Raw genomic sequence first — 22,272 nt, 5'->3', positions numbered from 1 at the left:
TAAAAACAAGCCATACTAACACAACAGTTAATCGTTAGTAAAGGAGTGCAGGGAATTGGCAAAACAATCAACTTCGTCGCAAACTACGAAACCATTCCGATATGCTTTGTTTATCGGTTTTTATGCAGGACTTATTTGGGGATTTGTACGTTGGGGAGCTTATGGGCTCAAATTTACAAAAGAAATTCCAGGATATTGGTTAGAGCCATTTTTTCGCAATAGTTTTTTAAAATCTGGTTGGGGAGGTTTAGTGGGGGTTGGTAGTTTCATCATCTTTTCGATTATTGCTGCTCTTATTTATCAATATGGGTTGCGAAAATTGAAAGGCCCATGGGTAGGTATATTTTATGGTTTTTTATGGTGGGTACTTGTATTTGGCTTTCTGGGACCGTTACTACAAATGACGACTCCACTGCAATCGGTTGGTTGGATTACTATTTTTACGGAACTCGGAATTAGTTTATTATGGGGAGTTTTTATCGGTTATTCTATTTCTTTTGAATTTAATGATGAAGCGAGCAGAGAACCTACTCCAAAAAGAAAGTAACTATTATCTTCTCAACATACGGTTATTTGTGGTAAAATGGCTAATGATCTGTTTAACTGTCACGTGGGAGGTGCAACATTGAGCAAGATTGCTGTATTTAACGGACCGAATCTTAACATGCTCGGCATTAGAGAGCCAGATGTATATGGAAATGAGACTTTAGAATCAATTGAAGCTATGCTCAAGTCTTATGCAGAACCTCTAGCAGTTCAATTGCAGTTTTTACAAACGAATCACGATGGTGTAATGATAGATGCGATTCATGCCACTTACCAAAATTACGACGGTATAATCATTAATCCAGGTGCATGGACACATTATAATTATGCGATCAGAGATGCATTAAGTGCTGTGCAACTACCTGTAGTTGAAGTGCATTTGTCCAATATTCATAAGCGAGAAGCATTTCGTCAACATTCTGTCATTGCCTCAATTGCAGTTGGGCAAATTGCTGGCTTCGGTGGTTATGGCTATATTTTAGCTTTACAAGCACTGCTACAAAATATTAGACCGAAATAATAAAGGGAAGAAAGGGTGGCTAATATGATTACACAACGATTAAGTCGTCTACGTCATGTTATGGTTGAAAGTGACATAGCTGCATTGTTAATAGCAAGTCCAGTCAATCGTCGCTATTTGAGCGGATTTACCGGATCTTCAGGCATGTTATTGATTACAAATAGCAACCAGTATTTACTTACTGATTTCCGTTATATGACACAAGCACCGCTGCAAGCGCCGAATTTTACTGTTGTTGAGCATGGTGCTAATCCCATAGAAAATGTGAAAGAGCTGTTGGAGCAGGAACGGGTGGAAGAATTATCTTTTGAGCAAGAACATGTTACATATAGTGTCTTTCATTCCTGGAGTAAACAATTATCTAGTATACAATGGAAGCCGCAATCTGATATAGTAGAAAAGTTACGTCGCATCAAAGATGATGGTGAAATTGCGATTATGGAGCAAGCTGCTCAATTAGCAGATCGTACGTTTGATCACATCCTCCAACTGATTAAACCAGGAATACGTGAGTCTGACCTAGCGCTTGAGATGGAAGTGTATATGCGAAGTCATGGGGCAACCTCTTCTTCCTTTGACACTATTGTCGCATCAGGTGCAAGATCTGCTTTGCCACATGGTGTTGCTAGTGAAAAGAAGCTGGAGCACGGTGATTTTGTTACCTTTGACTTTGGAGCGTATTTTCAAGGATATTGTTCAGATTTAACACGTACAGTAGTCGTTGGTGAAGCAACGGAAAAGCATATCGAAATTTATAATATCGTATTAGAAGCACAGCTGCATACACTGGAACATATTAAACCAGGGATGACTGGCAAACAAGCAGACGCGCTAGCTCGTGATATTATTAGCAGCTATGGGTATGGTGAGCAGTTTGGACATAGTACAGGACATAGTTTAGGTATGGAAATTCATGAAGCGCCTAGATTATCAATGTACTCGGATACAATTTTAACGCCCGGTATGACAGTGACGGTAGAGCCTGGTATTTACTTGCCTGGATTTGGTGGGGTAAGGATCGAAGACGACATCGTTATTACGGAGTCCGGTATTAAAATATTAACTTCATCACCGAAGCAATTAATTACTTTGGGATAAGCAATTATATTCAGGAGGGAATCAGGGATGATTTCAGTTAACGATTTAAGAACAGGATTAACAGTAGAAGTAGAAGGCGACATTTATACTGTCATTGATTTTCAGCACGTAAAGCCAGGTAAAGGTGCTGCCTTTGTACGTTCTAAATTAAAAAACTTGCGTAATGGAAATACGGTTGAAAAAACATTCCGGGCTGGAGAAATGATCGGTCGGGCAATTATTGAAAACCGTGAAGTGCAGTATTTGTATAATTCTGGATCAGAATATACATTTATGGATAATGAAACGTATGATCAGTTTACACTAGATAAAGATCAACTAGAATGGGAATTAAACTTCTTGAAAGAAAACATGAACGTTCATATTTCTAGCTATAACAGTGAAATTTTGGGAGTTCAGATGCCGAACAGTGTAGAGCTAAAGGTTACGGAGACGGAGCCAGGCGTACGTGGTAATACGGCGCAAGGAGCGACTAAAAGTGCTATTGTAGAAACAGGTTTAAGAGTACAGGTGCCATTGTTTATTAACGAAGGAGATGTACTGCTAATCGATACGAGAGAAGGAAAATACGTTTCGAGAGCGTAATTTACACCGATTTACTATGGATGCCGTCCTGGAACTACAGGCGGCATTTTTTGTCGTGAAAAATACTAATATATCCAGATAATATCATATCCAACTTTCATCATGCTGTGCTATAATAGTAAGTTGTAAATATACGTCGGGTGTGAGGAGTGAATCAGCTTTGTCTTTGATAGTGATGAAATTTGGTGGTAGCTCTGTAGGTACTCCGGAAAGAATGCAGTTAGTTGCCAAACGGATTATAGAAAGACAGCAGGAAGGGAATCAAATTATCGTTGTAGTGTCTGCAATGGGAGATACGACGGATGATTTGATCGATCAATCAAAATTGTTGAACAGTAACCCTCCTGCACGAGAAATGGATATGCTGCTTTCCGTTGGGGAACAAATATCTGTTTCTTTGCTTGCAATGACTATTAACCAATTAGGTCATTCGGCAATGTCTTTTACTGGTTGGCAGGCTGGTATGATTACGGAGCAAGAACATGGTAAAGCAAAATTGAAAAAAATAAATCCATCACGTGTGATGGCTGCTTTGGAATCTGGTGCTGTAGCTATTGTGGCTGGATTTCAAGGAATGAGTGAAACGGGTGAAATAACGACACTCGGTCGCGGTGGTTCAGATACGACTGCTGTTGCAATCGCTGCTGAAGTAGGTGCCGATGTGTGTGAAATATACACAGACGTGGATGGGATATATTCTACTGATCCACGAGTAGTTCATCGTGCTCGCAAGTTAGACTATATTTCTTATGATGAAATGCTGGAGCTTGCTCATTTGGGCGCAGCAGTACTTCATCCGAGAGCAGTTGAATATGCGAAGCACAACAATGTGAAATTGGTAGTTAGATCCAGTTTTACAAGCAATGAAGGAACTGTAGTTAGGGAGGAAGCAAGCATGGAGCAAGGGGTAGTTGTTAGTGGCATTGCTTTTGATAAAAATGTAGCGCGTGTTAGCATACTAGGTGTGGAAGACATTCCGGGCGTACTGGCTACTGTATTCGGCAGTTTGGCTGATAATGAAATTGATGTAGATATTATCGTTCAAAGTGGTGTACAAGATGGAAAAGCTGATTTTTCATTTACCATTTCTAGAAATGATGTAGACGCAGCAATGGCTGTTATTGAACAAATGCGAGAAAAAGTTTCCTATAGTGCGGCAACACATGATGATAATTTAGTAAAAGTTTCGATTGTTGGTGCCGGGATGGTAAGTAATCCAGGAGTAGCAGCAAAAATGTTTGCGACGATATCAGCAGTCGGAATAAGCATCAAAATGGTTAGCACTTCCGAAATTAAATGTTCTTGTGTTATTGAACCTGACAAATTGAAGGAAGTAGTACAGGCGCTGCATACGGCTTACGGGCTTGACGCGGCAGAAGAAGTATTTGTTGGCGGTCCGAAAGATCGCAGATAAATATATAGTAATAGAAGCACCTTGTCATCGTTTCTAATAGTAGCGTAATTGCTCTATCTAGTGACGGTGTACAAGGTGCTTTTTTTGTAAACGGTGTATAGGAAGTTATTAATTTCAAATTAATATAGAAAGCTGTTCCGGATACGTCGCCTTCAATTTACCAGCAATCAACATAGGTACGACATCATATTGATTGATAGTGCTACAAGCGTAGATATCGTCTTTTAATCCCATTCGGACTAACCGTTCTCCACATTTACTGCTAAGCAATAGCTCGGTAATGTTATCTTTATTTTGCAAGTAGAAGGAATGAACTGTTTTACCAAAATCGTCAAGCTCTATTTTCCCATTTGTTAATTGCCACAATTCCTCTATAAGCATTCCCGCACAGATCCCATCCTCCAATGCATACTGATCATGATTACCTGCACAAACGATAACGACATGTCGATGGAGTTTGTTGATTACTTTTGCTGCTGCACGCACATTCTGTAAGGAAGCGGCTAAAATATAATCTGCTTTTTGCGCTCTTTTAAGTGCTCGAGTTCCATCGGATGTAGTCAGTATAATTGTTTTTTTTGCTAAATTATGATTGCTTATTTCTACAGGTGAAATACCAAATTCAAAGTTTGCGATTTTTCTTCCGAATCTTTCTCCTGCTAACAAATCTGTAGGCCCCCGCAATTTTTTGGCTTCTAAGACCGTTTCTACAGGTATAACTGCTTCTGCATTGGCAGCTAATGCACTAGCAATAAAACTAGTAGCACGCAGAACGTCAATAACTACTGCTGTTCGAAAAGGAAAATAAGTAGATCTCGCCTCGTTAACGTAAGGGATTACTTGAATATCCATATATATCACAACCTTTGCATTAATGTCTGCACTATACGTATACCCATATTGTATGCTTTATCATTTGGGCTGGTGTTTATAATGATTTGGTTATGAAATAGGGACAAGTCAGCATATACATATATAACGATAAGAGGTAGACATAATTTAAAAAGACAAGCATACAATGGAAACTACGCAATACATTTATGCGGGAGTGATGCGTAATGCTAGCGAAGGTGACACATTTATTACCGCTCGAGCTACAACAATTACTTACAAAACTGCCTAGTGATATACAGCAGGATATGGAAGAAATAAGAGTGAGAGAAGCAAGACCACTCGAAATTGGCTTTCGGGGGCAGTCGCGGCTTGTTGCCAAAGACGGTACATTTGCATGGCGACCAGATGAAGCCTTTATACCATCAGAAGAACAATGTCGCACATTACTTGAGAAAATATCCAACTACTCTTTGTATTCGATTGAAGAAGAATTACGCAGAGGATACATAACGGTATCTGGCGGGCATCGCATTGGTCTAGTAGGACGAACTATATTGGAGCAAGGACATGTCAAAGGAATAAGAGATATTGGTGCGTTTAATATTCGGATTGCTCGCGAGATGATTGGTGCAGGAACATCGTTATTACCGAAGTTGTTAGATACAGTAAATCAGTCGATTCATTCGACCTTAATTATTGCACCTCCACAACACGGTAAAACGACGATGATCCGAGATTTAGCTAGATCAATTAGTTATGGATATTGGCCCAAATCTATTAGTAGTAATTGGTCAGGAAAAAAAGTTGGCATTGTAGATGAACGTTCAGAAATTGCTGCCTGTGTACGAGGTATACCTACTTTTGATGTTGGTCCACGTACCGATGTGATGGATGCATGTCCGAAAGCGGAAGGTATGATGATGATGCTTCGTTCTATGAGCCCGGAAATATTAATAGCGGATGAAATTGGTCGTCAAGCAGATGGTGAGGCAATTATTGAAGCTAGCCATGCAGGTATTAGAGTTATTGCGACAGCTCATGCCTTTGATATGACCGACGTACTAGGGCGTCCTATTATAAAGAAATTAATGGAAGAAGGGGCGTTTAGATTAGTAGTACAGCTTCGAAAAACAGCATCGGGTATTTATCATCATGTCATAGATACAAGTACGCTGCTCCAAACAAACAACGTGGAAACGAATGCAGGAACGTTGAAATGATGAAGTTATTAGGAGCGCTACTTATATTACTCGCAGGCACGCTATTCGGTTTTTTTCAAGCCAATCTATTTATGGAACGACCGAAACAGCTAAGGCAACTTATTCATATTCTCCAGCGGTTGGCAACAGAAATTGGATATGGACAAACAGCACTTCCTATCGCAATTGAACGTGCATCAAAAGATGAACAAGGGGTTGTATATCGTTTGTTTCAAATGGTGGTTGAACAATTGCAGGAGGAAAACGATCGTTCGTTTGTAGAAATATGGCAATCGGTGATGGAGCAACGGTGGGCATATACCTCACTCAAAGCTTCAGAGCAACGAATTGTAATTAGGCTTGGATCAGTATTAGGAATTAGCGATACTACAGATCAGTTGAAGCAGCTGCAATTAGCAATGGAGCAACTAAAAATGGAGGAAGAACAGGCCAGAGATAATCAAGCGAAATACGCTACAATGTGGCGGAGTTTGGGACTGTTAATCGCAGTATTTATTATTATTTTAATTATGTAATGATAGAGGGTGCCTTTGTATATGAGTGTAGATGTTAGTGCGATATTTCAAATTGCTGGCATTGGCATCATTATTGCCATGATTCATACGGTGCTAAAGCAAATGGGAAAGGAAGACATTTCTCATTGGGTAACGTTAATCGGTTTTGTTATTGTATTGTTCATGGTCATTCGATTATTAAATGAACTTTTTCAGGAAATAAAAACCATCTTTCTATTTCAGTAGGTGAGCAATTTGGAAATGATTCAAATTGTCGGGATTGGGTTAATGGCCGCCATTTTAGTAATTGTACTGAAAGAACAAAAACCGATGTTTGCCTCTTTGCTTGCTATTTTTGCTGGATTGTTTATTTTGTTACTCGTCATCGGAAAAATTGAAGCAGTAATCACAATTATTGAAGACTTGGCTAATCGATCAGGCATCCCGACTATCTATTTAAAAACGATACTTAAAATAATCGGTATTGCTTACATTGCTGAATTCGGCGCACAAATGATTCGAGATGCTGGTCAAGATGCGATAGCCTCCAAAGTAGAGTTTGCTGGCAAAGTATTTATTCTCGTCATGGCCATTCCTATTATTACAGTGATGATTGAGACCATATTGGGATTGTTGCCAGACGGAGGTGGGTAATATGTTGGGGGACAACAGAGGTCGTGGTAGACATTTTACAATGAAAATACTGACAAGCTGCTTTATCGTTTATATGCTGTCATCACTTTTTTATCCAGTCTATAGCCTAGCAGCTACCGCGGCTGAAGAATCCTCTACCCCTTCGCTGACCAACAGTGCAACGGATCAATTAGCAGAATTAGAAATAGATACAATATCCACATACTGGGAAAAATTACGAGAGGAATATGGCGGCTACTTCCCAGATCGAGCAGTTCCTAGTTTTAAAGAGATGTTAAACCCTAGTGGTGATAGTTTTAAATTAAAAACGATGCTGCAAGGTTTGCTACGCTATTTATGGCATGAAGTACTTTATAATGGCAAATTACTGGTGACTATCGTATTTCTCACGGTATTCAGTATGATACTACAAAATTTACAAACGGCTTTTGAAAACAATACCGTTAGTACAGTGGCATATACGATTACATTTATGGTGCTACTTATTATTGCAGTCAACAGTTTCTATGTTGCGATTGACTATGCGAAAGATGCCATTCAGAGCATGATTCATTTTATGTTAGCGATGGTGCCGTTACTATTGACGCTACTGGCATCTATGGGAAGTGTCATCACAGTGTCTATGATGCATCCGCTAATTATATTGATGATTCACGTCGTTGGAACAGTTGTCTATACTGTGGTGTTCCCATTGTTATTTTTTTCAGCAGTGCTGCATATTACCAGTGCATTGTCAGAAAAGTATAAAGTTACCCAGCTGGCAAATTTGTTGCGAACGATAGGTGTCAGTATATTGGGTGGTCTACTAGCTATATTTTTGGGTGTTATATCGGTGCAAGGTGTGACAGGTGCAGTAACAGATGGCGTTACGATTCGAACAGCAAAATATGTTACTGGAAACTTTATCCCTGTCGTCGGAAAAATGTTTTCGGATGCAGCGGATACCGTTATCTCCGCCTCCCTTATCGCCAAAAATGCGGTGGGAATAGTTGGTGTAGTTATCATATTGTTTCTAAGTGCATTTCCAGCAATTAAAATTTTGACACTTGCACTTATCTATCATGTATCTGCCGCTGTTATGCAACCACTTGGTTCATCGCCTATAGTGACCTGTTTGCAAACGATAGGTAAAACGATGATCTATATATTTGCTGCACTAGCAACTGTTAGCTTAATGTTTTTTTTGGCAGTCACGATCGTCATTACTGCTGGTAATGCGGCGGTAATGGTTCGTTAATTATACAGCAGGATATAATCATTAGAAATAAAGTCACTGTACAGGGAGGAACTACCTATGGCTGCATGGTTAAGTGATTGGCTGCGAAGTGTGGTGACAGTTATATTACTTGCCGTCATTGTAGATATGTTACTACCGAACAAAGTGATGCAGCGTTACGCTAGAGTGGCGGTTGGACTAATTATTCTACTTACGATACTAAATCCAGTGATGCAGTTTTTTCGAATGGATTTTGCAAGTACTTTGGATGCAGCTACAGAAATATTTGATGAAAAAGCAGCGCAAAAAAATTATCAAATGCCTTCATTAGAAGATATTCAACAAAAGGCGGATCGATTAAAAGAGCGACAGCAACAAGAAGCGATGCAAAAGACCAAAAGCTCATTAGAGCAAGCGATTGCTGAACATTTGGAACAGCATATTGACGAAAAAGTAGAAAAAATAGACATTACATTGCAGCAGACTGCAAAAGATGAAATGCCTAGTGGCATAGAAAAATTACAGGTCCATTTACTCGTTACAGCCAATAATCAAGGAGAAGACAGGGGAGAACAACAAATGGATGAAGATCATAGTAACTCCGATGAAATTGCAAACATAACAGAAGTGCCAGATGTGGAAGAAATCAACGGTGTCCATGTGGCTATTGAAGCGTCAAATGAACATGAAGATGCCATATCAGCAATGGGGGCAAGTGAGCAGCATAACGTACTCCTTTCGAATCCCCAATTAGAGCAGTTTGTAAAGAATGTTATTTCATCACGGTGGGAGGTGAGTAAAAAACTGATTTCTGTCCAGCTTATGGCGCAGACGTAGCATAATAAGGTGAAGTCAAATCGTACAGTACCTTTGTAGTGGAAAGGAGAGTAACGACATTGTGGCGAAATGGCTGGAAAAATTCGAAAAAGTTGTAGGAGGTGGATCCGGCGGGCCGAAGCGAGTGCGAACGCTAAGGTATTTGTTAATACTAGGCGGAGTTGGCGCAGCTTTAATGTTGTTAAACTCATTCGTTTCGCTGCAAAGTGTAGAGCCGCAATTAGAAGAGCAAGCGATGGAGCCGGAAGCTGCACTTACTCTTGGTAAGAAATCAGAATTAGAAACCTTGTTTGAAACATATGAACAATCGATTGAAAATCGGTTAAAAGAAATATTGGAAAATATCGTTGGGGTGGGCACAGTTGATGTCCTAGTCACGATTGATTCTACCGAAGAAATAGTGGTGGAACGTAATGAGCAGCAATCAGAGCAAATTACGAATGAAGTAGATCGCAATGGCGGTCGCAGACATATTACATCTACAACTAAGTCAGGGCAAATTATGTTGCAAGATGATGATGGTGATAATGCACCAATTATTTCTAAAACGTTGAATCCGAAAATTCGTGGAATAATCGTAGTAGCAAATGGGGCGGAGCATGCTACCGTTAGAACGCTTATTATACAAGCTGTTGAGCGGGGAGTAAATGTACCAATAAATCGCATATCTGTCGTTCCAAGAAAACAATAAAAAGAAAAAGGTTAATAGGAGGAATAATAATGAATTCAAAAAGACAAACAATTTGGCTTGTATCTATGCTTACTTTAATGGTGATCTTATCAGCGTACTACTTATTTACGCAAGACCCTGTGGATAAAGAAATGTTTTCAGAAAATACGGTGCAACAAGAAAATAAAGAACAACTCGACAATATAGAGGGATTAGTTGTAGATGGCGATAATTTAACAGAAGAAGAAATATTGGCGCTATATGAGCAGAATATGGAAAGTGGCGGAATATTTAGCGAACTAATGGATAAACGTGAACTAGCAACGAAGCATCAATACGATGAAATTATGGCAACCATTGAAAATACAGCTAATGACGAAGAAGGAACGGTAGCCGCTTTTGTTGACTTGGAAAAATTTGAAGAAAAAACATCGAAAAAACAAGCATTAGAAACGATGCTAATGGAAAAGTTTGATGTTGCGCACGTAGACGAGACGTCAAATAAGTTTAATGTTGTAGTGAAAAGTGAAAATCTAAGTAAAACGGAAGCAGCGGAAATAATTGAAGAAGTAATTAGTGTAATGGCAGTTAAACCAAGCCAAGTATCCGTGCAATATGTTCCATAAACAAAAATAGTACTAGATGTGAAGCAATAATGATAGCTTCGGTTTTTGTCGGTAATTGCCGATTAAACCGAAGCTTTCATATTTTCTAGTATAAGTTTAAAAAATGATTCGTGTTCTCGTTAATTTATGATATAATGTGTTACGTCATGTGAAGAAGAGGAGTGAAAAGGAACATGTTCAAATTAAGCGAGATTAAAGAGTTAATCAAGCTTGTAGATCAAACATCAGTACAGGAACTGGAACTTGAAAACGAAGGAGCAAGACTTGTTATTCGCAAACCTGGTAAAACAGAAGTAGTCAATGTACAAGCAGCTCCAATTTCTCATACATATACTGGGATTGCTGGTGCACCAGCAGTTGCGCCTGTCGTAGTCGATGCTGCAACACCAGCAGCGGTTCCTGCAAATGAAACGTCAAGTAATGACCACTTGCACAAAATCGTTTCTCCAATGGTCGGAACGTTTTATTCCGCACCATCACCGGAAGCGCCTGCATTTGTGAAAGTAGGCGATCGTATTCATGAGAAGAGCACTGTTTGTATTTTGGAAGCAATGAAGTTGATGAATGAATTAGAAGCGGAAGTAAGCGGAGAAATAGTAGAGGTATTAGTATCTAATGGTCAGTTAGTGGAGTATGGCCAGCCTCTCTTCCTTGTAAAAGCTGACTAACCAAATCAATGATCAATTGCTGGTGAACAGTCATTGGAAAGGGGTTCTTACGTGAAATTCCAAAAAATTTTAATAGCCAATCGAGGCGAAATTGCTGTGCGGATTATTCGCGCTTGTCGCGAACTTGGTATTACTACAGTAGCTGTATTTTCAGAAGCTGATCGTGAAGCATTACACGTAAAACTAGCTGATGAAGCATACTGTATCGGTCCTACGCTAGCTAAAGATAGTTATTTGAATTTTACTAATATAATGAGTATAGCTACATTAACAGAATGTGATGCAATCCATCCTGGTTATGGATTTTTGAGTGAAAATGCTGACTTCGCAGAAATTTGTGAATCATGCAATATTACTTTTATTGGGCCATCTTCGGAGGCTATTAGTAAAATGGGGGACAAAGCAGTTGCCAAATTAACGATGCAGCAAGCGGATGTACCTGTTATTCCTGGTTCAGATGGTTTGATTTCTGATTTGGACGAAGCACTGGTAATAGCACGTAATATTGGCTATCCTGTTATTATTAAAGCAACAGCTGGCGGTGGAGGCAAAGGGATTAGAATTGCCGAGAATGAAGAGGCGCTTATTTCTCAAATTACTACAGCTCAGCAAGAAGCAGAAAAAGCATTCGGTAATGCTGGTGTTTATTTGGAAAAATATTTGACCGGTATGAAACATGTCGAAATTCAAATTTTGGCGGACAAGCACGGCAATGCCGTACATTTATTTGAAAGAGATTGTTCGATTCAAAGACGTCGCCAAAAACTAATAGAAGAAGCGCCTTGTCCGGTTTTGACACCGCAATTGCGTGATCGTATGGGGCAAGCAGCTGTAAGAGCTGCACAAGCAGTTCAGTATTCAGGTGCCGGTACACTAGAATTTTTGTTGGGTCCGGATAATAATTTTTATTTCATGGAAATGAACACAAGAATACAAGTTGAACATCCGGTTACAGAGATGATTACTAATGTCGATTTAATCAAAGAAATGATTATGATTGCTGAAGGAAATCCGCTTCCATTTGCACAGTCAGATATTTCTATTAATGGTTGGTCGATTGAATGCCGTATTAATGCGGAAGATTCGGAACGTAATTTTATGCCATCTGCTGGTCTTGTACCGTTTTATTTACCGCCTGGTGGTATAGGTGTTCGCGTTGATAGTGCAGTTTATCCTGGCTACTATGTGTCGCCGCACTATGATTCGATGATTGCGAAACTGATTGTGTGGGGCAATACTCGTGAAGAAGCGATTGCGCGGATGAAACGTGCACTGGAAGAGTTTGCTATTGAAGGAATTAAAACGACAATTCCATTTCATTTGAAATTACTTAACCATCCGAAATTTATAGATGGCGACTTCGATATTAAGTTTTTAGAAGATCATGATCTGTCTAATTAATTAAACTAGAATTGTTTGTCATATTTTATGCGGAATGTTATAGTATAGAAATAAGCTGCGGATGCAGGCTCGTCTTTGAAGCCGAAAACGCGCAACTTTAGGGAGGTGTACAGCCAACATGAGCACAATTGCTGCTGATTATGAGAAGACTGAAATGGGAACAATTCAAATTGCTCCTGAAGTTATCGCTGTCATTGCTGGACTGGCAACAGTAGAGGTAGATGGTGTGGCAGGTATGAGCGGAGGCTTGGCTGGCGGAATCGCCGAATTACTAGGAAGAAAAAACTTGTCCAAAGGTGTTAAAGTTGAAGTTGGACAACGTGAAGCGGCTGTAGATGTTTCAATTATCGTGGAATATGGTAACAAAATTCCCGAGGTAGCAGCCAACATTCAGAATAATGTCAAACATTCTATTGAAATGATGACAGGACTTCATGTAGTGGAAGTTAACGTTCATATCCATGATGTTTACTTTAAACCTGTGGATAAGCCAGAAGAAGAAGATCAGTTAAATCGCGTGAAGTAGATAGTTTACGCATTTGCAATGTATACCCCCTTGTGATGGGCATATCGCTTCGCACTAGGGGGTTTTCATTCGAAATGACAGGAGGAGACGCGCAATGGTTAAAGTAGTTGATAAAATGTTGTTATTTTTATACAGCATTGTCATTATGATTATCTCTGCCGTTGTAATTGCAGCAACTTTAGGCTGGATACCTTTTACATATTCCGAAAGATTCATCGAAATGCTTCAACTGAATCGAACAGTTGCTATTACTGCCATATGTATAGCAGTTGTATTGTTACTCATGAGCTTGCGTTTCTTTATCGTATCTGTTGCTAGAACTTCGGTAACGTCTACTTCTATCGATCAACGTACTGACTTTGGCGATATTCGTATATCTATGGAAACGATTGAAAGTTTAGCATTAAAAGCTGCATCTAGACAACGTGGTATTAAAGATTTGCGTGCCAGAATTAAAGTTACGGATGCAGGTTTAGATATTGTACTGCGAACGGTGATTGATGGAGAAACAGCTATTCCTCAATTAACAGAAGATGTACAAGTAGCAGTCAAATCACATATAGAAGAAATTACAGGCATGCCCGTAGCTGCAGTAGCTGTATTTATCGCTAATGTAGTTCAAGCCAATACGTTTAAAAGTCGCGTAGAGTAGCAAGGAGGGTTTGCTCATGATAGAAGAATTTTTAAAATTATACTGGAAACGGATTTTAGGAATTTTTGCTGGAGTATTCCTCAGTATAGTCTATTTGTTTTTCGGTTTTTGGGACATGCTATTTGTTGTGCTGCTCCTTTATGCAGGTTATTCCATTGGAAAGTATAAGGAAATGAACCATACACCATTGATGCCGATACAACGACTATGGGAGTCGCTCAACGATCGATTTAGACGATTCAAGTAATCCTGTGTTCTCCTCCGTTCTCCGGATGTGTATCTATTCGGAGCAGGGAGGAAAACATAGGTTTTTGCAATTTTATAGTGAAAATAGTTACGCATAAAAGCGACCTTGGAGGATACATGAGACGACGATTAGCAAGGCAAATAGCGGTAGCAAGTTTATATCAAACAGAGATGAATGAAGTATCGATAGAAGTAGCAGTAGATGTTGTAATGGAAGAGCTGCATGGGGAAAATGAATGGGAAGAAGAGTTACAAGGATTGACGAGAACAGAGCAATTTGCGCGTGAGCTTGCTTATCAAGTGGCAGAGCGTAAACCAATGCTTGATGATATGCTACAGCAACATTTGACGGGTTGGCAAGTAGATCGTTTATCGAAAATTGACTTACAAGTATTGCGTCTCGCATGCTATGAAATGATATTTCGGGAAGATATTCCGGCTAAAGCAGCAATTAATGAAGCTATTGAAGTGGCTAAATATTTTGGTTTTGAAGATTCAGGTAAGTTTGTAAACGGAGTGCTAGGCAAGTTGATCCTATCACTTCCATCACACGTAGAATCGAAAGCAGAACCGCAAGTAGAACAAAATATAGAAGGAAATGAGGACTGATTTTTGATGAGCGCACAAATTATTAATGGTAAAGAAGTATCTTTGCAAGTAAGGGAACAATTGATTGCAGAAACAGCGCAACTAAAAGAACAAGGTGTCACACCGGGTTTAGCGGTTATTTTAGTAGGAGAAGATGCTGGATCGAAAGTGTACGTAGCATCCAAAGAAAGAACATGCAAAGAAATAGGATTCTACTCTGAAGTACATCGTTTACCTGAACAAACAAGCGAGCAGCAATTATTACAGTTAATTGAAACATTGAACGGTCAAGATACGATTCATGGTATTTTAGTACAGTTGCCATTACCAGCTCATATTAATGAAAAAGAAATTATCGATGCTATCGATGTGAAAAAAGATGTGGATGGTTTTCATCCGCAAAGTGTAGGGAATTTAGTTATTGGTGATAATAGTTTATTACCATGTACACCTGCTGGCGTTATTGAGTTAATTAAACATAGTGGCGTTGAAATTGCTGGTAAACATGCCGTCGTTATTGGTAGAAGTAATATTGTAGGCAAGCCAATGGCGATGCTATTGCTAAGAGAGAATGCGACTGTTACCATTTGTCATTCCAAAACGGTTAATATGGAAGAGATCGCGAGTAAAGCAGATATACTAGTAGTGGCAATCGGAAAAAGCAAGGCAATCGATAGCAAATTTGTTAAACCAGGTGCTGTTGTTATTGATGTTGGGATGAACCGATTAGATAACGGTAAACTTGCTGGTGACGTTGATTATGATGATTGTTTGGCAACGGCAGGATATATTACACCAGTTCCAGGTGGGGTTGGTCCGATGACGATTACGATGTTGATGAAAAATACTTTGGTTTCTGCAAAAAGAACACTCCAATAGAAGGGGTGAGGCTTGTTATGAAACAATCACGCGTATTTACGATTAAAGAAATAAATAAATACATTCGGATGAAATTAGACGCTGATGTAACATTAAGTGATGTGTGGCTACAAGGAGAAATCTCTAATTTCATCCATCATTCCAGTGGTCACATGTACTTTACTTTGAAGGACAAAGATAGCCGCATAAAAAGTGTTATGTTTGCTTCACATAATGCTAAACTATCCTTTATTCCGAAAGAAGGAGCTAAAGTACTAGCTCGTGGCAACATTAGTGTATTTGAACGAGATGGACAGTATCAATTTTATGCCACTAATATGCAACCAGATGGGCTTGGGCATTTGTTTCTAGCTTTTGAGCAATTAAAAAATAAGTTGGAACAAGAAGGTTTGTTTGCGGAATCTCGCAAACGTCCTTTACCCCGTTATCCTTCTGCTATTGGTATTATTACATCTCCTACGGGAGCAGCTGTGCAAGATATTATTACAACTTTACGGCGGCGCTATCCGATTATTCCTATTTATATTTATCCCGTACTAGTGCAAGGAGAGCAAGCGGCTGCTTCTATCGCTCGAGCAATAGAAGTGATGAATGACCGTCACATGTGTGATGTGTTAATCGTCGGTCGCGGTGGAGGATCGTTGGAAGAGTTATGGGCGTTTAATGAAGAAGTGGTTGCAAGAGCTATTGCTAATTCTCATATTCCGATTATAAGTGCGGTTGGGCATGAAACTGATTTTACTATCGCTGACTTTGTAGCCGATTTGCGTGCAGCAACTCCTACTGCGGCGGCAGAGCTTGTTGTGCCTCATGTGGATAATCTTCGGGAGCAATTCATGAATAAGCAACAACGACTGTTGGGTGCTATGCAACAAAGGTATCTTCGCTATCGAGATCGGTTATCTCGGTTAACTCGTTCTCCATTTTTTGTGCAGCCGCACAAATATATGTTGGATCAAGCGCAACGATTAGATTTTTTGCAGTTACAGCTACAAAATTCGATGCGGCAGTTTATACAAGCGAAGCAAGAGCAACAAGTTGAACAGCATGGGAAATTACAACTTGTTCATCCAAAGCAAAGAAAAGTATTGTTGCAAAAACAATTGGAAAATTTGCAATATAAACTAAATCAATCGACGAACGTTATTATAAACCGCAAGCAAATGCAGTTGATAAGTTCCATGAAGCAACTCGATGCACTGAGCCCGCTAAAAGTAATGGCAAGAGGTTATGGGCTTGTCTATGATCGTCACCAGCATAGATTAGTTACCACTACAAGTCGGTTACAAGCAGGGGACAACATTGAAGTGCGGTTAGCGGACGGTACGATACACTGTTTAGTGGAATCTGTGGAAGAAGAGCGGGGTGAAGGGCATGAGTGAACAGCAAATGCAGGAAAAACCTAATTTTGAAATGGCAATGGATCGATTGGAACAAATTGTCACGCAATTGGAAAATGGAGATGTACCTTTAGAAAAAGCGATTGAGTTATTTCAAGAAGGAATGGAATTATCAAACTTGTGTAATCGGAAACTGGAAGAAGTCGAAAGTAAAATTGAATTGTTAGTGGAGTCGAATGGAAAAATAGATAAAAAAACGTTTACGACAGTAAATGAGGATAAAGGGGAATAAGGTTGAAGACGATGATATCTATTGAACAATATCTACAGTCCCAAGCATCTATGATTGAGCAAGCGCTCCGCACTATGTTACCGACCGAGTGGCCTATTCCAGAACGTTTACGAGAAGCGATGGTTTATTCGTTGGAAGCAGGTGGTAAGCGGATTAGACCAACCTTGTTACTAACTGCGGCAAATGCGGTGCAAAATAGTGAGCAAGCTGTTCACAATGCACTGCCAGCTGCATGTGCGATCGAATATATACATACTTATTCTTTAATTCATGATGACTTGCCAGCAATGGATGACGATGATTTTAGAAGAGGAAAACCAACGAATCACAAAGTATTTGGAGAAGCGATGGCCATTTTAGCCGGCGACGCTTTATTAACGCATGCATTTCATTTAATTACTCGTGTTCAAACAAACAGCACACTAACAGCTACAGATTTACTAGCGATTGTAGAAGATCTATCGAGACTATCTGGTCCTAGCGGAATGGTCGGAGGTCAAGTTGCTGATATGGAAGGAGAGCAAGGGATTACGTCGATTGCAGAATTAGAATTTATTCATCTGCACAAAACGAGTGATCTGATCGTATTTGCAGTTACGGCTGGTGGTAGAATCGGTGGCGCTAGCAAGGAGCAGCTAGAACAGCTGCGCATCTATGGGCAAAATATCGGTTTAGCGTTTCAAATCCAAGATGATATATTAGATTTAATTGGTGATGAGCAAAAGATGGGGAAAAAAGCGAATAGTGACGTAGAGCAAAGTAAAGTAACCTATCCTTATCTATATGGGCTTGAAGAAAGTAAACTGAAAGTAGCTGAACTGACGGCAGAAGCAAAAAATGCGATCGTAAATGCTAATTTTGCAGCACCAGAACGTTTATTGCAAATCGCGGATTACTTAGTACATCGTGATCACTAACGTTGCCATAAATTATGCATCTGTTCATGAATATGCTATACTAGCTCAAGAAAGAGAAAGTTAGCCGCCAATATGAATTAGCGATTAATAGATGTGAGAATACAGACAATGTGATCCTTAGTTAACGCAATAAATTTAGAGATAAGAAGTATCGTGAACAGGACAGTAGTTGATCGTTATAAACTGTCTCCGAAAGCGAGGAAAATATAGTGCTGCTTAATAAAATAAACGATCCGCAAGACTTAAAACAATTGACTGCTGCTGAGCTTGAAACACTTGCAGAAGAAATTCGACAATTTTTAATTGAAAAATTATCGACGACAGGTGGGCATTTGGCTCCCAATTTAGGTGTTGTGGAATTAACCATTATGATGCATTACTTGTTCGATAGTCCCCGTGATAAGTTTATATTTGATGTTGGTCACCAATCTTACGTACACAAAATATTGACAGGTAGACGTGAGCAATTCGATACGCTGCGCAAGTACAAAGGAATGTGTGGATTCGTCAAACGTGCGGAGAGTGAGCATGATGTATGGGAAGCTGGTCATAGTAGTACATCTTTGTCAGCGGCAATGGGAATGGCTATGGCTCGTGATTTCAAAGGTGAAGATAACCGTGTCGTAGCGGTTATTGGTGACGGAGCGCTCACTGGTGGAATGGCATTGGAAGCATTGAATCATATTGGTCATGAAAAAAGTAAAATGATCGTTATTCTTAATGATAACGAGATGTCGATCGCACCTAATGTGGGTGCATTACATCATTATTTAAGTAAAATCCGAACCGACCGCCATTATCAGCGTGCGAAGGAAGATTTGCAACAGTTTTTAAATCGGATTCCTGCTATTGGTGGTAAGTTAGCTAAAACAGCGGAGAGATTTAAAGACAGTTTAAAGTATTTACTTGTGAGTGGCATTTTGTTTGAACAATTTGGGCTTACTTATTTAGGACCGGTAGATGGTCATGATATGGAACAAATGAAAGAAATATTGAAGCAAGCTGATTCTATTCAAGGACCAGTCCTAGTCCATGTTATTACAATAAAAGGAAAAGGATATTTGCCTGCGGAAGCTGATTCACATGCATGGCATGGTGCATCTCCATACAAAATAGAATCTGGTAAAATGATTAAAGTGGTTGGTCCACCAATGTATACGAATGTTTTTGGTGATATGTTGATCGAGCTAGCCGAACAAGATGACTCCATTGTTGCTGTAACGCCAGCGATGCCAGGTGGTTCAGGTTTATTGAAGTTTGCGGAACGATTCCCTGGTAAAATGATTGATGTTGGAATTGCAGAACAACATGCTGCTACAATGTCAGCTGCACTTGCAATGGAAGGAATGAAACCGGTATTTGCAGTTTATTCAACGTTTTTACAGCGGGCATACGACCAAGTAGTGCATGATATATGCCGACAAAACTTGAATGTCTTCTTTGCCATTGATCGTGCTGGTTTTGTTGGACCTGACGGTGAGACGCATCAAGGTGTATATGATATCGCGTTTTTGCGACATGTACCTAATTTAGTTTTAATGATGCCAAAAGATGAAAATGAACTGCGTCGTATGATGAAAACAGGAATTGATTATAAAGATGGACCGATAGCTGTTCGCTACCCACGTATAAGTGGTGTTGGTGTAGAGTTAGATGCTGATCCACAACCATTACCAATCGGTGAGTGGGAGACGCTTAGAGAAGGTAACTCTGCTACGATTTTAGCGATTGGACCAATGATTCAAGTGGCGGAAGAGGCTGCTAATTTGCTAATGCGTGAAGGTAAGTCGGTAGAAGTAGTCAATGCTCGCTTCATTAAACCACTTGATGAAACGATGCTGCGCCGATTCGCTGAGCAGAACAAAAAAATCGTAGTTCTTGAAGAAGGCTCGGTGTTGGGCGGTTTTGGAAGTTCGATTCTCGAGTTCTATTCACAGCAAGGTTTATATAATATTCCAGTTAAAATTATTGGTGTTCCAGATGTGTTTGTAGAACATGGATCTATTCAAGAGCAGCGAGAAGAAGTAGGGCTTACAGCCGAACGAGTAGCTCAAGAGCTTAGAGCGATGTTACCGGTTCAAATAAGACGAGTATCAACAAGTCAACAGTAAGTACAGGATGGATGTTTAAGAAATGACGACGATAAGCAAAGAACGAATCGATATATTATTGATCGAACAAGGTTACTTCACAAGCCGTGAGAAAGCCAAAGCGGCGCTTATGGCAGGGCTTGTTTATGTAGATGATCAACCGGTAGAAAAAAGCGGCATGAAAGTGCCGCGCACCGCTACGATCAAAGTAAAAGGTGCAGTTCATCCATATGTAAGTCGTGGCGGTCTAAAATTAGAAAAAGCATTACAAACATTTCAAATTGATTTGCATAATAAAATAATGTTTGATATTGGAGCATCGACAGGTGGCTTTACAGATTGTGCTTTGCAAAATGGAGCCAAAACAGTATATGCCATCGATGTAGGATATAACCAATTAGATTGGTCGCTTCGTAATGATGAACGTGTTGTTGTAATGGAACGAACTAATTTTCGGCATATGCAGTCAAGTGATGTTAATGATGTTAAACCAGAATTTGCTTCTATTGATGTTTCTTTTATTTCTTTAAAGCTTATTTTGCCCGTACTAGGGCAGCTTGCTGGAGAAAAATTAGAAGTAGTAGCATTGATAAAACCACAATTCGAAGCTGGGCGAGAAAAAGTAGGAAAATCAGGTGTAGTTCGGGAAAAATCTGTACATTTAGAAGTACTTTCATCGATTACTACATTTGCTGCTCAAACCGGCTTTCGTTTGCTTGGTATTACTTATTCCCCAATTACTGGTGGAGAAGGTAATATTGAATTTTTGGCACATTGGTTACACACAGGAGATACTGCTGAGCTAGTACCTTCGCATGCACACTTAGAGCAAACAGTAGATGATGCTCGAGCAACCTTTGGTAACAAATAAATAATCAAACAAGATAAGATGCTGAACAGTAAAATGCTGGTTTGGCATCTTTTTGCTTTACTATGTTGAAAATATTTGATACACTAAGAATAACCAAACAAGCGTTCGCTTAATCGATTTATCTAAGTGGGAGGCATTTCGGTGATGAAATACGTAGACTTGTTCATAATGGCGATTTTTGCGGTAATAATTATTATATGGTTGTATCGGTTTCTATATCGTTGGTTACATACACCTGTAGCGATGAATGCTATTACTCTCGGTAAAGGTCAACCTGTAGATCAAGAAGATCCAGTAGTGAAATTACTGACAAAGTCAGGCTATACGGTACATTCCAGTAAACATATCGTTCGTATTCCAATTGAAATAAATGATAAACCGCTGTCACATACAGCGAGATTACATATTGATTACATCGTGGAGAAAGATCACGCCACTTATATTGTTAAGCTTGTTAAAGCGGGTAGTACTATTGAATTTACTGCTAACAGTTTGCGTGATTCTTTCTTAATATATTCGCTTGTATTGCCCCATTGCGTGGGGGTAATCGTCGTGGATGGTAATGATGATTCCCTGCATAAAGTAACTTTTTTATTTGATTAGTGGAGAATAATGAATGGAGGAGCTTTGTGTGAAAGGAATTAGGCAGTACAAAATAAGAGAAATCGTGTCCAATCAATTGATTGAGACGCAAGAAGAATTGGTGAATGCATTGCGTGAAAGTGGCATGAACGTAACGCAAGCAACGGTTTCTCGTGATATGAAAGAACTTATGTTAATTAAGGTACCAGCAGAAGAAGGGAAATATCGTTATTCCTTACCTGTTGATATGCAGAAACAACATCCTATACATAAATTGAAGCGGGCCCTTTTGGATCATTTTACCCATATTGACTTTACAGATAATCTTGTTGTGTTGAAATGTATGCCTGGGACCGCTCATACGATAGGCGGTTTAATTGACAGCATGGATTGGGCAGAAGTGATGGGAACAATTTGTGGTGATGATACGATTCTCATCATTTGTAGGACGAAGAAGCAAAGTGCCGAAGTCGTCGAACGATTATTAGAGCAATTGAATTAAGAGG

General features: G+C 39.5%; 28 protein-coding genes. 27 read left to right on the top strand and 1 reads right to left on the bottom strand.

Going from position 1 to position 22,272, the window contains the following annotated elements; translation table 11 throughout:
• Nucleotides 1-55: 55 nt before the first annotated feature.
• From ACFSTH_RS04905 to ACFSTH_RS04885, 5 genes are all read left to right on the top strand, one after another.
• The gene (locus tag ACFSTH_RS04905; protein WP_377771879.1) at nt 56-547 is read left to right on the top strand and encodes a YqhR family membrane protein; all 492 of its coding nucleotides are present in this window, start codon (nt 56-58) and stop codon (nt 545-547) included.
• A gap of 78 nt (nt 548-625) precedes the next feature.
• Nucleotides 626-1,066: a type II 3-dehydroquinate dehydratase gene (aroQ, locus tag ACFSTH_RS04900; protein WP_377771877.1), complete on the top strand. Its 441-nt coding sequence runs from the start codon at nt 626-628 to the stop codon at nt 1,064-1,066.
• A 24-nt stretch (nt 1,067-1,090) separates the two neighbouring features.
• On the top strand, nt 1,091-2,164 hold the full coding sequence (locus ACFSTH_RS04895) for a M24 family metallopeptidase (protein WP_377772063.1): 1,074 nt from the start codon (nt 1,091-1,093) through the stop codon (nt 2,162-2,164).
• 27 nt (nt 2,165-2,191) lie between these two features.
• Nucleotides 2,192-2,749, top strand: a complete 558-nt coding sequence (gene efp, locus ACFSTH_RS04890) for an elongation factor P (RefSeq protein ID WP_377771875.1) — start codon at nt 2,192-2,194, stop codon at nt 2,747-2,749.
• 160 nt (nt 2,750-2,909) lie between these two features.
• Nucleotides 2,910-4,163 (top strand): aspartate kinase, encoded by a 1,254-nt coding sequence (locus ACFSTH_RS04885; protein WP_377771873.1) that lies wholly within the window; start codon nt 2,910-2,912, stop codon nt 4,161-4,163.
• 114 nt (nt 4,164-4,277) lie between these two features.
• Here the strand turns inward: ACFSTH_RS04885 and ACFSTH_RS04880 are convergent, their stop codons facing one another.
• Nucleotides 4,278-5,015 (bottom strand): 2-phosphosulfolactate phosphatase, encoded by a 738-nt coding sequence (locus tag ACFSTH_RS04880; RefSeq protein ID WP_377771871.1) that lies wholly within the window; start codon nt 5,013-5,015, stop codon nt 4,278-4,280.
• Between the two features lie 206 nt (nt 5,016-5,221).
• Between ACFSTH_RS04880 and spoIIIAA the strand changes: the two genes are divergently transcribed.
• The 22 genes from spoIIIAA to ahrC all read left to right on the top strand — a co-directional run bounded on the left by spoIIIAA (nt 5,222) and on the right by ahrC (nt 22,268).
• Nucleotides 5,222-6,217, top strand: a complete 996-nt coding sequence (gene spoIIIAA, locus ACFSTH_RS04875; RefSeq protein ID WP_377771869.1) for a stage III sporulation protein AA — start codon at nt 5,222-5,224, stop codon at nt 6,215-6,217.
• Nucleotides 6,214-6,732: a stage III sporulation protein SpoIIIAB gene (gene spoIIIAB, locus ACFSTH_RS04870; RefSeq protein WP_377771867.1), complete on the top strand. Its 519-nt coding sequence runs from the start codon at nt 6,214-6,216 to the stop codon at nt 6,730-6,732. The genes spoIIIAA and spoIIIAB overlap by 4 nt, the downstream gene beginning before the upstream one ends.
• A 21-nt stretch (nt 6,733-6,753) precedes the next feature.
• Nucleotides 6,754-6,957, top strand: a complete 204-nt coding sequence (gene spoIIIAC / locus ACFSTH_RS04865; RefSeq protein WP_377771865.1) for a stage III sporulation protein AC — start codon at nt 6,754-6,756, stop codon at nt 6,955-6,957.
• 9 nt (nt 6,958-6,966) lie between these two features.
• Complete coding sequence (gene spoIIIAD / locus ACFSTH_RS04860) at nt 6,967-7,365, top strand: stage III sporulation protein AD (protein ID WP_377771863.1); 399 nt, start codon at nt 6,967-6,969, stop codon at nt 7,363-7,365.
• Nucleotide 7,366: 1 nt separating this feature from the next.
• A complete protein-coding gene (spoIIIAE, locus tag ACFSTH_RS04855) occupies nt 7,367-8,602 on the top strand; it encodes a stage III sporulation protein AE (protein ID WP_377771861.1) in 1,236 nt (411 codons plus the stop codon).
• 57 nt (nt 8,603-8,659) lie between these two features.
• Nucleotides 8,660-9,418 carry a stage III sporulation protein AF gene (spoIIIAF, locus tag ACFSTH_RS04850; RefSeq protein WP_377771859.1) on the top strand — a complete coding sequence of 253 codons (759 nt, stop codon included), beginning with the start codon at nt 8,660-8,662 and terminating at the stop codon, nt 9,416-9,418.
• A gap of 61 nt (nt 9,419-9,479) precedes the next feature.
• Entirely contained in the window at nt 9,480-10,109 is a 630-nt protein-coding gene (gene spoIIIAG, locus ACFSTH_RS04845) for a stage III sporulation protein AG (RefSeq protein ID WP_377771856.1), read from the top strand.
• A 29-nt stretch (nt 10,110-10,138) separates the two neighbouring features.
• Nucleotides 10,139-10,714 (top strand): SpoIIIAH-like family protein, encoded by a 576-nt coding sequence (locus ACFSTH_RS04840; protein ID WP_377771854.1) that lies wholly within the window; start codon nt 10,139-10,141, stop codon nt 10,712-10,714.
• A 173-nt stretch (nt 10,715-10,887) separates the two neighbouring features.
• Nucleotides 10,888-11,382, top strand: coding sequence for an acetyl-CoA carboxylase biotin carboxyl carrier protein (gene accB / locus ACFSTH_RS04835; RefSeq protein WP_377771852.1), 495 nt, complete (start codon nt 10,888-10,890; stop codon nt 11,380-11,382).
• A 51-nt stretch (nt 11,383-11,433) separates the two neighbouring features.
• Complete coding sequence (gene accC / locus ACFSTH_RS04830) at nt 11,434-12,783, top strand: acetyl-CoA carboxylase biotin carboxylase subunit (protein WP_377771850.1); 1,350 nt, start codon at nt 11,434-11,436, stop codon at nt 12,781-12,783.
• Nucleotides 12,784-12,901: 118 nt separating this feature from the next.
• Nucleotides 12,902-13,309 (top strand): Asp23/Gls24 family envelope stress response protein, encoded by a 408-nt coding sequence (locus tag ACFSTH_RS04825; RefSeq protein ID WP_377771848.1) that lies wholly within the window; start codon nt 12,902-12,904, stop codon nt 13,307-13,309.
• Nucleotides 13,310-13,403: 94 nt separating this feature from the next.
• Nucleotides 13,404-13,961, top strand: coding sequence for an alkaline shock response membrane anchor protein AmaP (gene amaP / locus ACFSTH_RS04820; protein ID WP_377771846.1), 558 nt, complete (start codon nt 13,404-13,406; stop codon nt 13,959-13,961).
• A gap of 16 nt (nt 13,962-13,977) precedes the next feature.
• Entirely contained in the window at nt 13,978-14,208 is a 231-nt protein-coding gene (locus ACFSTH_RS04815) for a DUF2273 domain-containing protein (RefSeq protein WP_377771844.1), read from the top strand.
• A 116-nt stretch (nt 14,209-14,324) separates the two neighbouring features.
• The gene (gene nusB / locus ACFSTH_RS04810; RefSeq protein WP_377771842.1) at nt 14,325-14,816 is read left to right on the top strand and encodes a transcription antitermination factor NusB; all 492 of its coding nucleotides are present in this window, start codon (nt 14,325-14,327) and stop codon (nt 14,814-14,816) included.
• 6 nt (nt 14,817-14,822) lie between these two features.
• On the top strand, nt 14,823-15,674 hold the full coding sequence (gene folD / locus ACFSTH_RS04805; protein WP_377772061.1) for a bifunctional methylenetetrahydrofolate dehydrogenase/methenyltetrahydrofolate cyclohydrolase FolD: 852 nt from the start codon (nt 14,823-14,825) through the stop codon (nt 15,672-15,674).
• Nucleotides 15,675-15,691: 17 nt separating this feature from the next.
• Nucleotides 15,692-17,056: an exodeoxyribonuclease VII large subunit gene (gene xseA / locus ACFSTH_RS04800; RefSeq protein WP_377771840.1), complete on the top strand. Its 1,365-nt coding sequence runs from the start codon at nt 15,692-15,694 to the stop codon at nt 17,054-17,056.
• A complete protein-coding gene (xseB, locus tag ACFSTH_RS04795) occupies nt 17,049-17,306 on the top strand; it encodes an exodeoxyribonuclease VII small subunit (RefSeq protein ID WP_377771838.1) in 258 nt (85 codons plus the stop codon). Before xseA ends, xseB begins: the two co-directional genes overlap by 8 nt.
• 2 nt (nt 17,307-17,308) lie before the next feature.
• Complete coding sequence (locus tag ACFSTH_RS04790) at nt 17,309-18,223, top strand: polyprenyl synthetase family protein (RefSeq protein ID WP_377771836.1); 915 nt, start codon at nt 17,309-17,311, stop codon at nt 18,221-18,223.
• Nucleotides 18,224-18,432: 209 nt separating this feature from the next.
• Nucleotides 18,433-20,334, top strand: coding sequence for a 1-deoxy-D-xylulose-5-phosphate synthase (gene dxs, locus ACFSTH_RS04785; protein ID WP_377771834.1), 1,902 nt, complete (start codon nt 18,433-18,435; stop codon nt 20,332-20,334).
• Nucleotides 20,335-20,356: 22 nt separating this feature from the next.
• Nucleotides 20,357-21,184 (top strand): TlyA family RNA methyltransferase, encoded by an 828-nt coding sequence (locus tag ACFSTH_RS04780; protein WP_377771832.1) that lies wholly within the window; start codon nt 20,357-20,359, stop codon nt 21,182-21,184.
• A 141-nt stretch (nt 21,185-21,325) separates the two neighbouring features.
• Nucleotides 21,326-21,787: a hypothetical protein gene (locus tag ACFSTH_RS04775; RefSeq protein WP_377771830.1), complete on the top strand. Its 462-nt coding sequence runs from the start codon at nt 21,326-21,328 to the stop codon at nt 21,785-21,787.
• Nucleotides 21,788-21,815: 28 nt separating this feature from the next.
• On the top strand, nt 21,816-22,268 hold the full coding sequence (gene ahrC / locus ACFSTH_RS04770; protein ID WP_377771828.1) for a transcriptional regulator AhrC/ArgR: 453 nt from the start codon (nt 21,816-21,818) through the stop codon (nt 22,266-22,268).
• Nucleotides 22,269-22,272 lie beyond the last annotated feature (4 nt).

Origin of the sequence: Paenibacillus yanchengensis, assembly GCF_042684845.1 — a bacterium.
In the GTDB taxonomy this organism is placed as follows: Bacteria; Bacillota; Bacilli; order Paenibacillales; family Paenibacillaceae; genus Pristimantibacillus; species Pristimantibacillus yanchengensis.
The sequence above is the reverse complement of the archived record's forward strand: the minus strand, read 5'-3'. Positions and strand labels throughout refer to the sequence as shown.

What these genes read in the sequence shown, in the direction of transcription:
- spoIIIAC (WP_377771865.1), top strand. Translation starts at nt 6,754, where the DNA reads ATGAGTGTAGATGTTAGTGCGATATTTCAAATTGCTGGCATTGGCATC.
- ACFSTH_RS04840 (WP_377771854.1), top strand. Translation starts at nt 10,139, where the DNA reads ATGAATTCAAAAAGACAAACAATTTGGCTTGTATCTATGCTTACTTTA.
- amaP (WP_377771846.1), top strand. Translation starts at nt 13,404, where the DNA reads ATGGTTAAAGTAGTTGATAAAATGTTGTTATTTTTATACAGCATTGTC.
- ACFSTH_RS04895 (WP_377772063.1), top strand. Translation starts at nt 1,091, where the DNA reads ATGATTACACAACGATTAAGTCGTCTACGTCATGTTATGGTTGAAAGT.
- nusB (WP_377771842.1), top strand. Translation starts at nt 14,325, where the DNA reads ATGAGACGACGATTAGCAAGGCAAATAGCGGTAGCAAGTTTATATCAA.
- spoIIIAE (WP_377771861.1), top strand. Translation starts at nt 7,367, where the DNA reads ATGTTGGGGGACAACAGAGGTCGTGGTAGACATTTTACAATGAAAATA.
- xseA (WP_377771840.1), top strand. Translation starts at nt 15,692, where the DNA reads ATGAAACAATCACGCGTATTTACGATTAAAGAAATAAATAAATACATT.
- spoIIIAA (WP_377771869.1), top strand. Translation starts at nt 5,222, where the DNA reads ATGCTAGCGAAGGTGACACATTTATTACCGCTCGAGCTACAACAATTA.
- spoIIIAB (WP_377771867.1), top strand. Translation starts at nt 6,214, where the DNA reads ATGATGAAGTTATTAGGAGCGCTACTTATATTACTCGCAGGCACGCTA.
- ACFSTH_RS04815 (WP_377771844.1), top strand. Translation starts at nt 13,978, where the DNA reads ATGATAGAAGAATTTTTAAAATTATACTGGAAACGGATTTTAGGAATT.
- efp (WP_377771875.1), top strand. Translation starts at nt 2,192, where the DNA reads ATGATTTCAGTTAACGATTTAAGAACAGGATTAACAGTAGAAGTAGAA.
- ACFSTH_RS04880 (WP_377771871.1), bottom strand. Translation starts at nt 5,015, where the DNA reads ATGGATATTCAAGTAATCCCTTACGTTAACGAGGCGAGATCTACTTAT.
- ACFSTH_RS04825 (WP_377771848.1), top strand. Translation starts at nt 12,902, where the DNA reads ATGAGCACAATTGCTGCTGATTATGAGAAGACTGAAATGGGAACAATT.
- accB (WP_377771852.1), top strand. Translation starts at nt 10,888, where the DNA reads ATGTTCAAATTAAGCGAGATTAAAGAGTTAATCAAGCTTGTAGATCAA.
- spoIIIAF (WP_377771859.1), top strand. Translation starts at nt 8,660, where the DNA reads ATGGCTGCATGGTTAAGTGATTGGCTGCGAAGTGTGGTGACAGTTATA.
- ACFSTH_RS04780 (WP_377771832.1), top strand. Translation starts at nt 20,357, where the DNA reads ATGACGACGATAAGCAAAGAACGAATCGATATATTATTGATCGAACAA.
- folD (WP_377772061.1), top strand. Translation starts at nt 14,823, where the DNA reads ATGAGCGCACAAATTATTAATGGTAAAGAAGTATCTTTGCAAGTAAGG.
- xseB (WP_377771838.1), top strand. Translation starts at nt 17,049, where the DNA reads ATGAGTGAACAGCAAATGCAGGAAAAACCTAATTTTGAAATGGCAATG.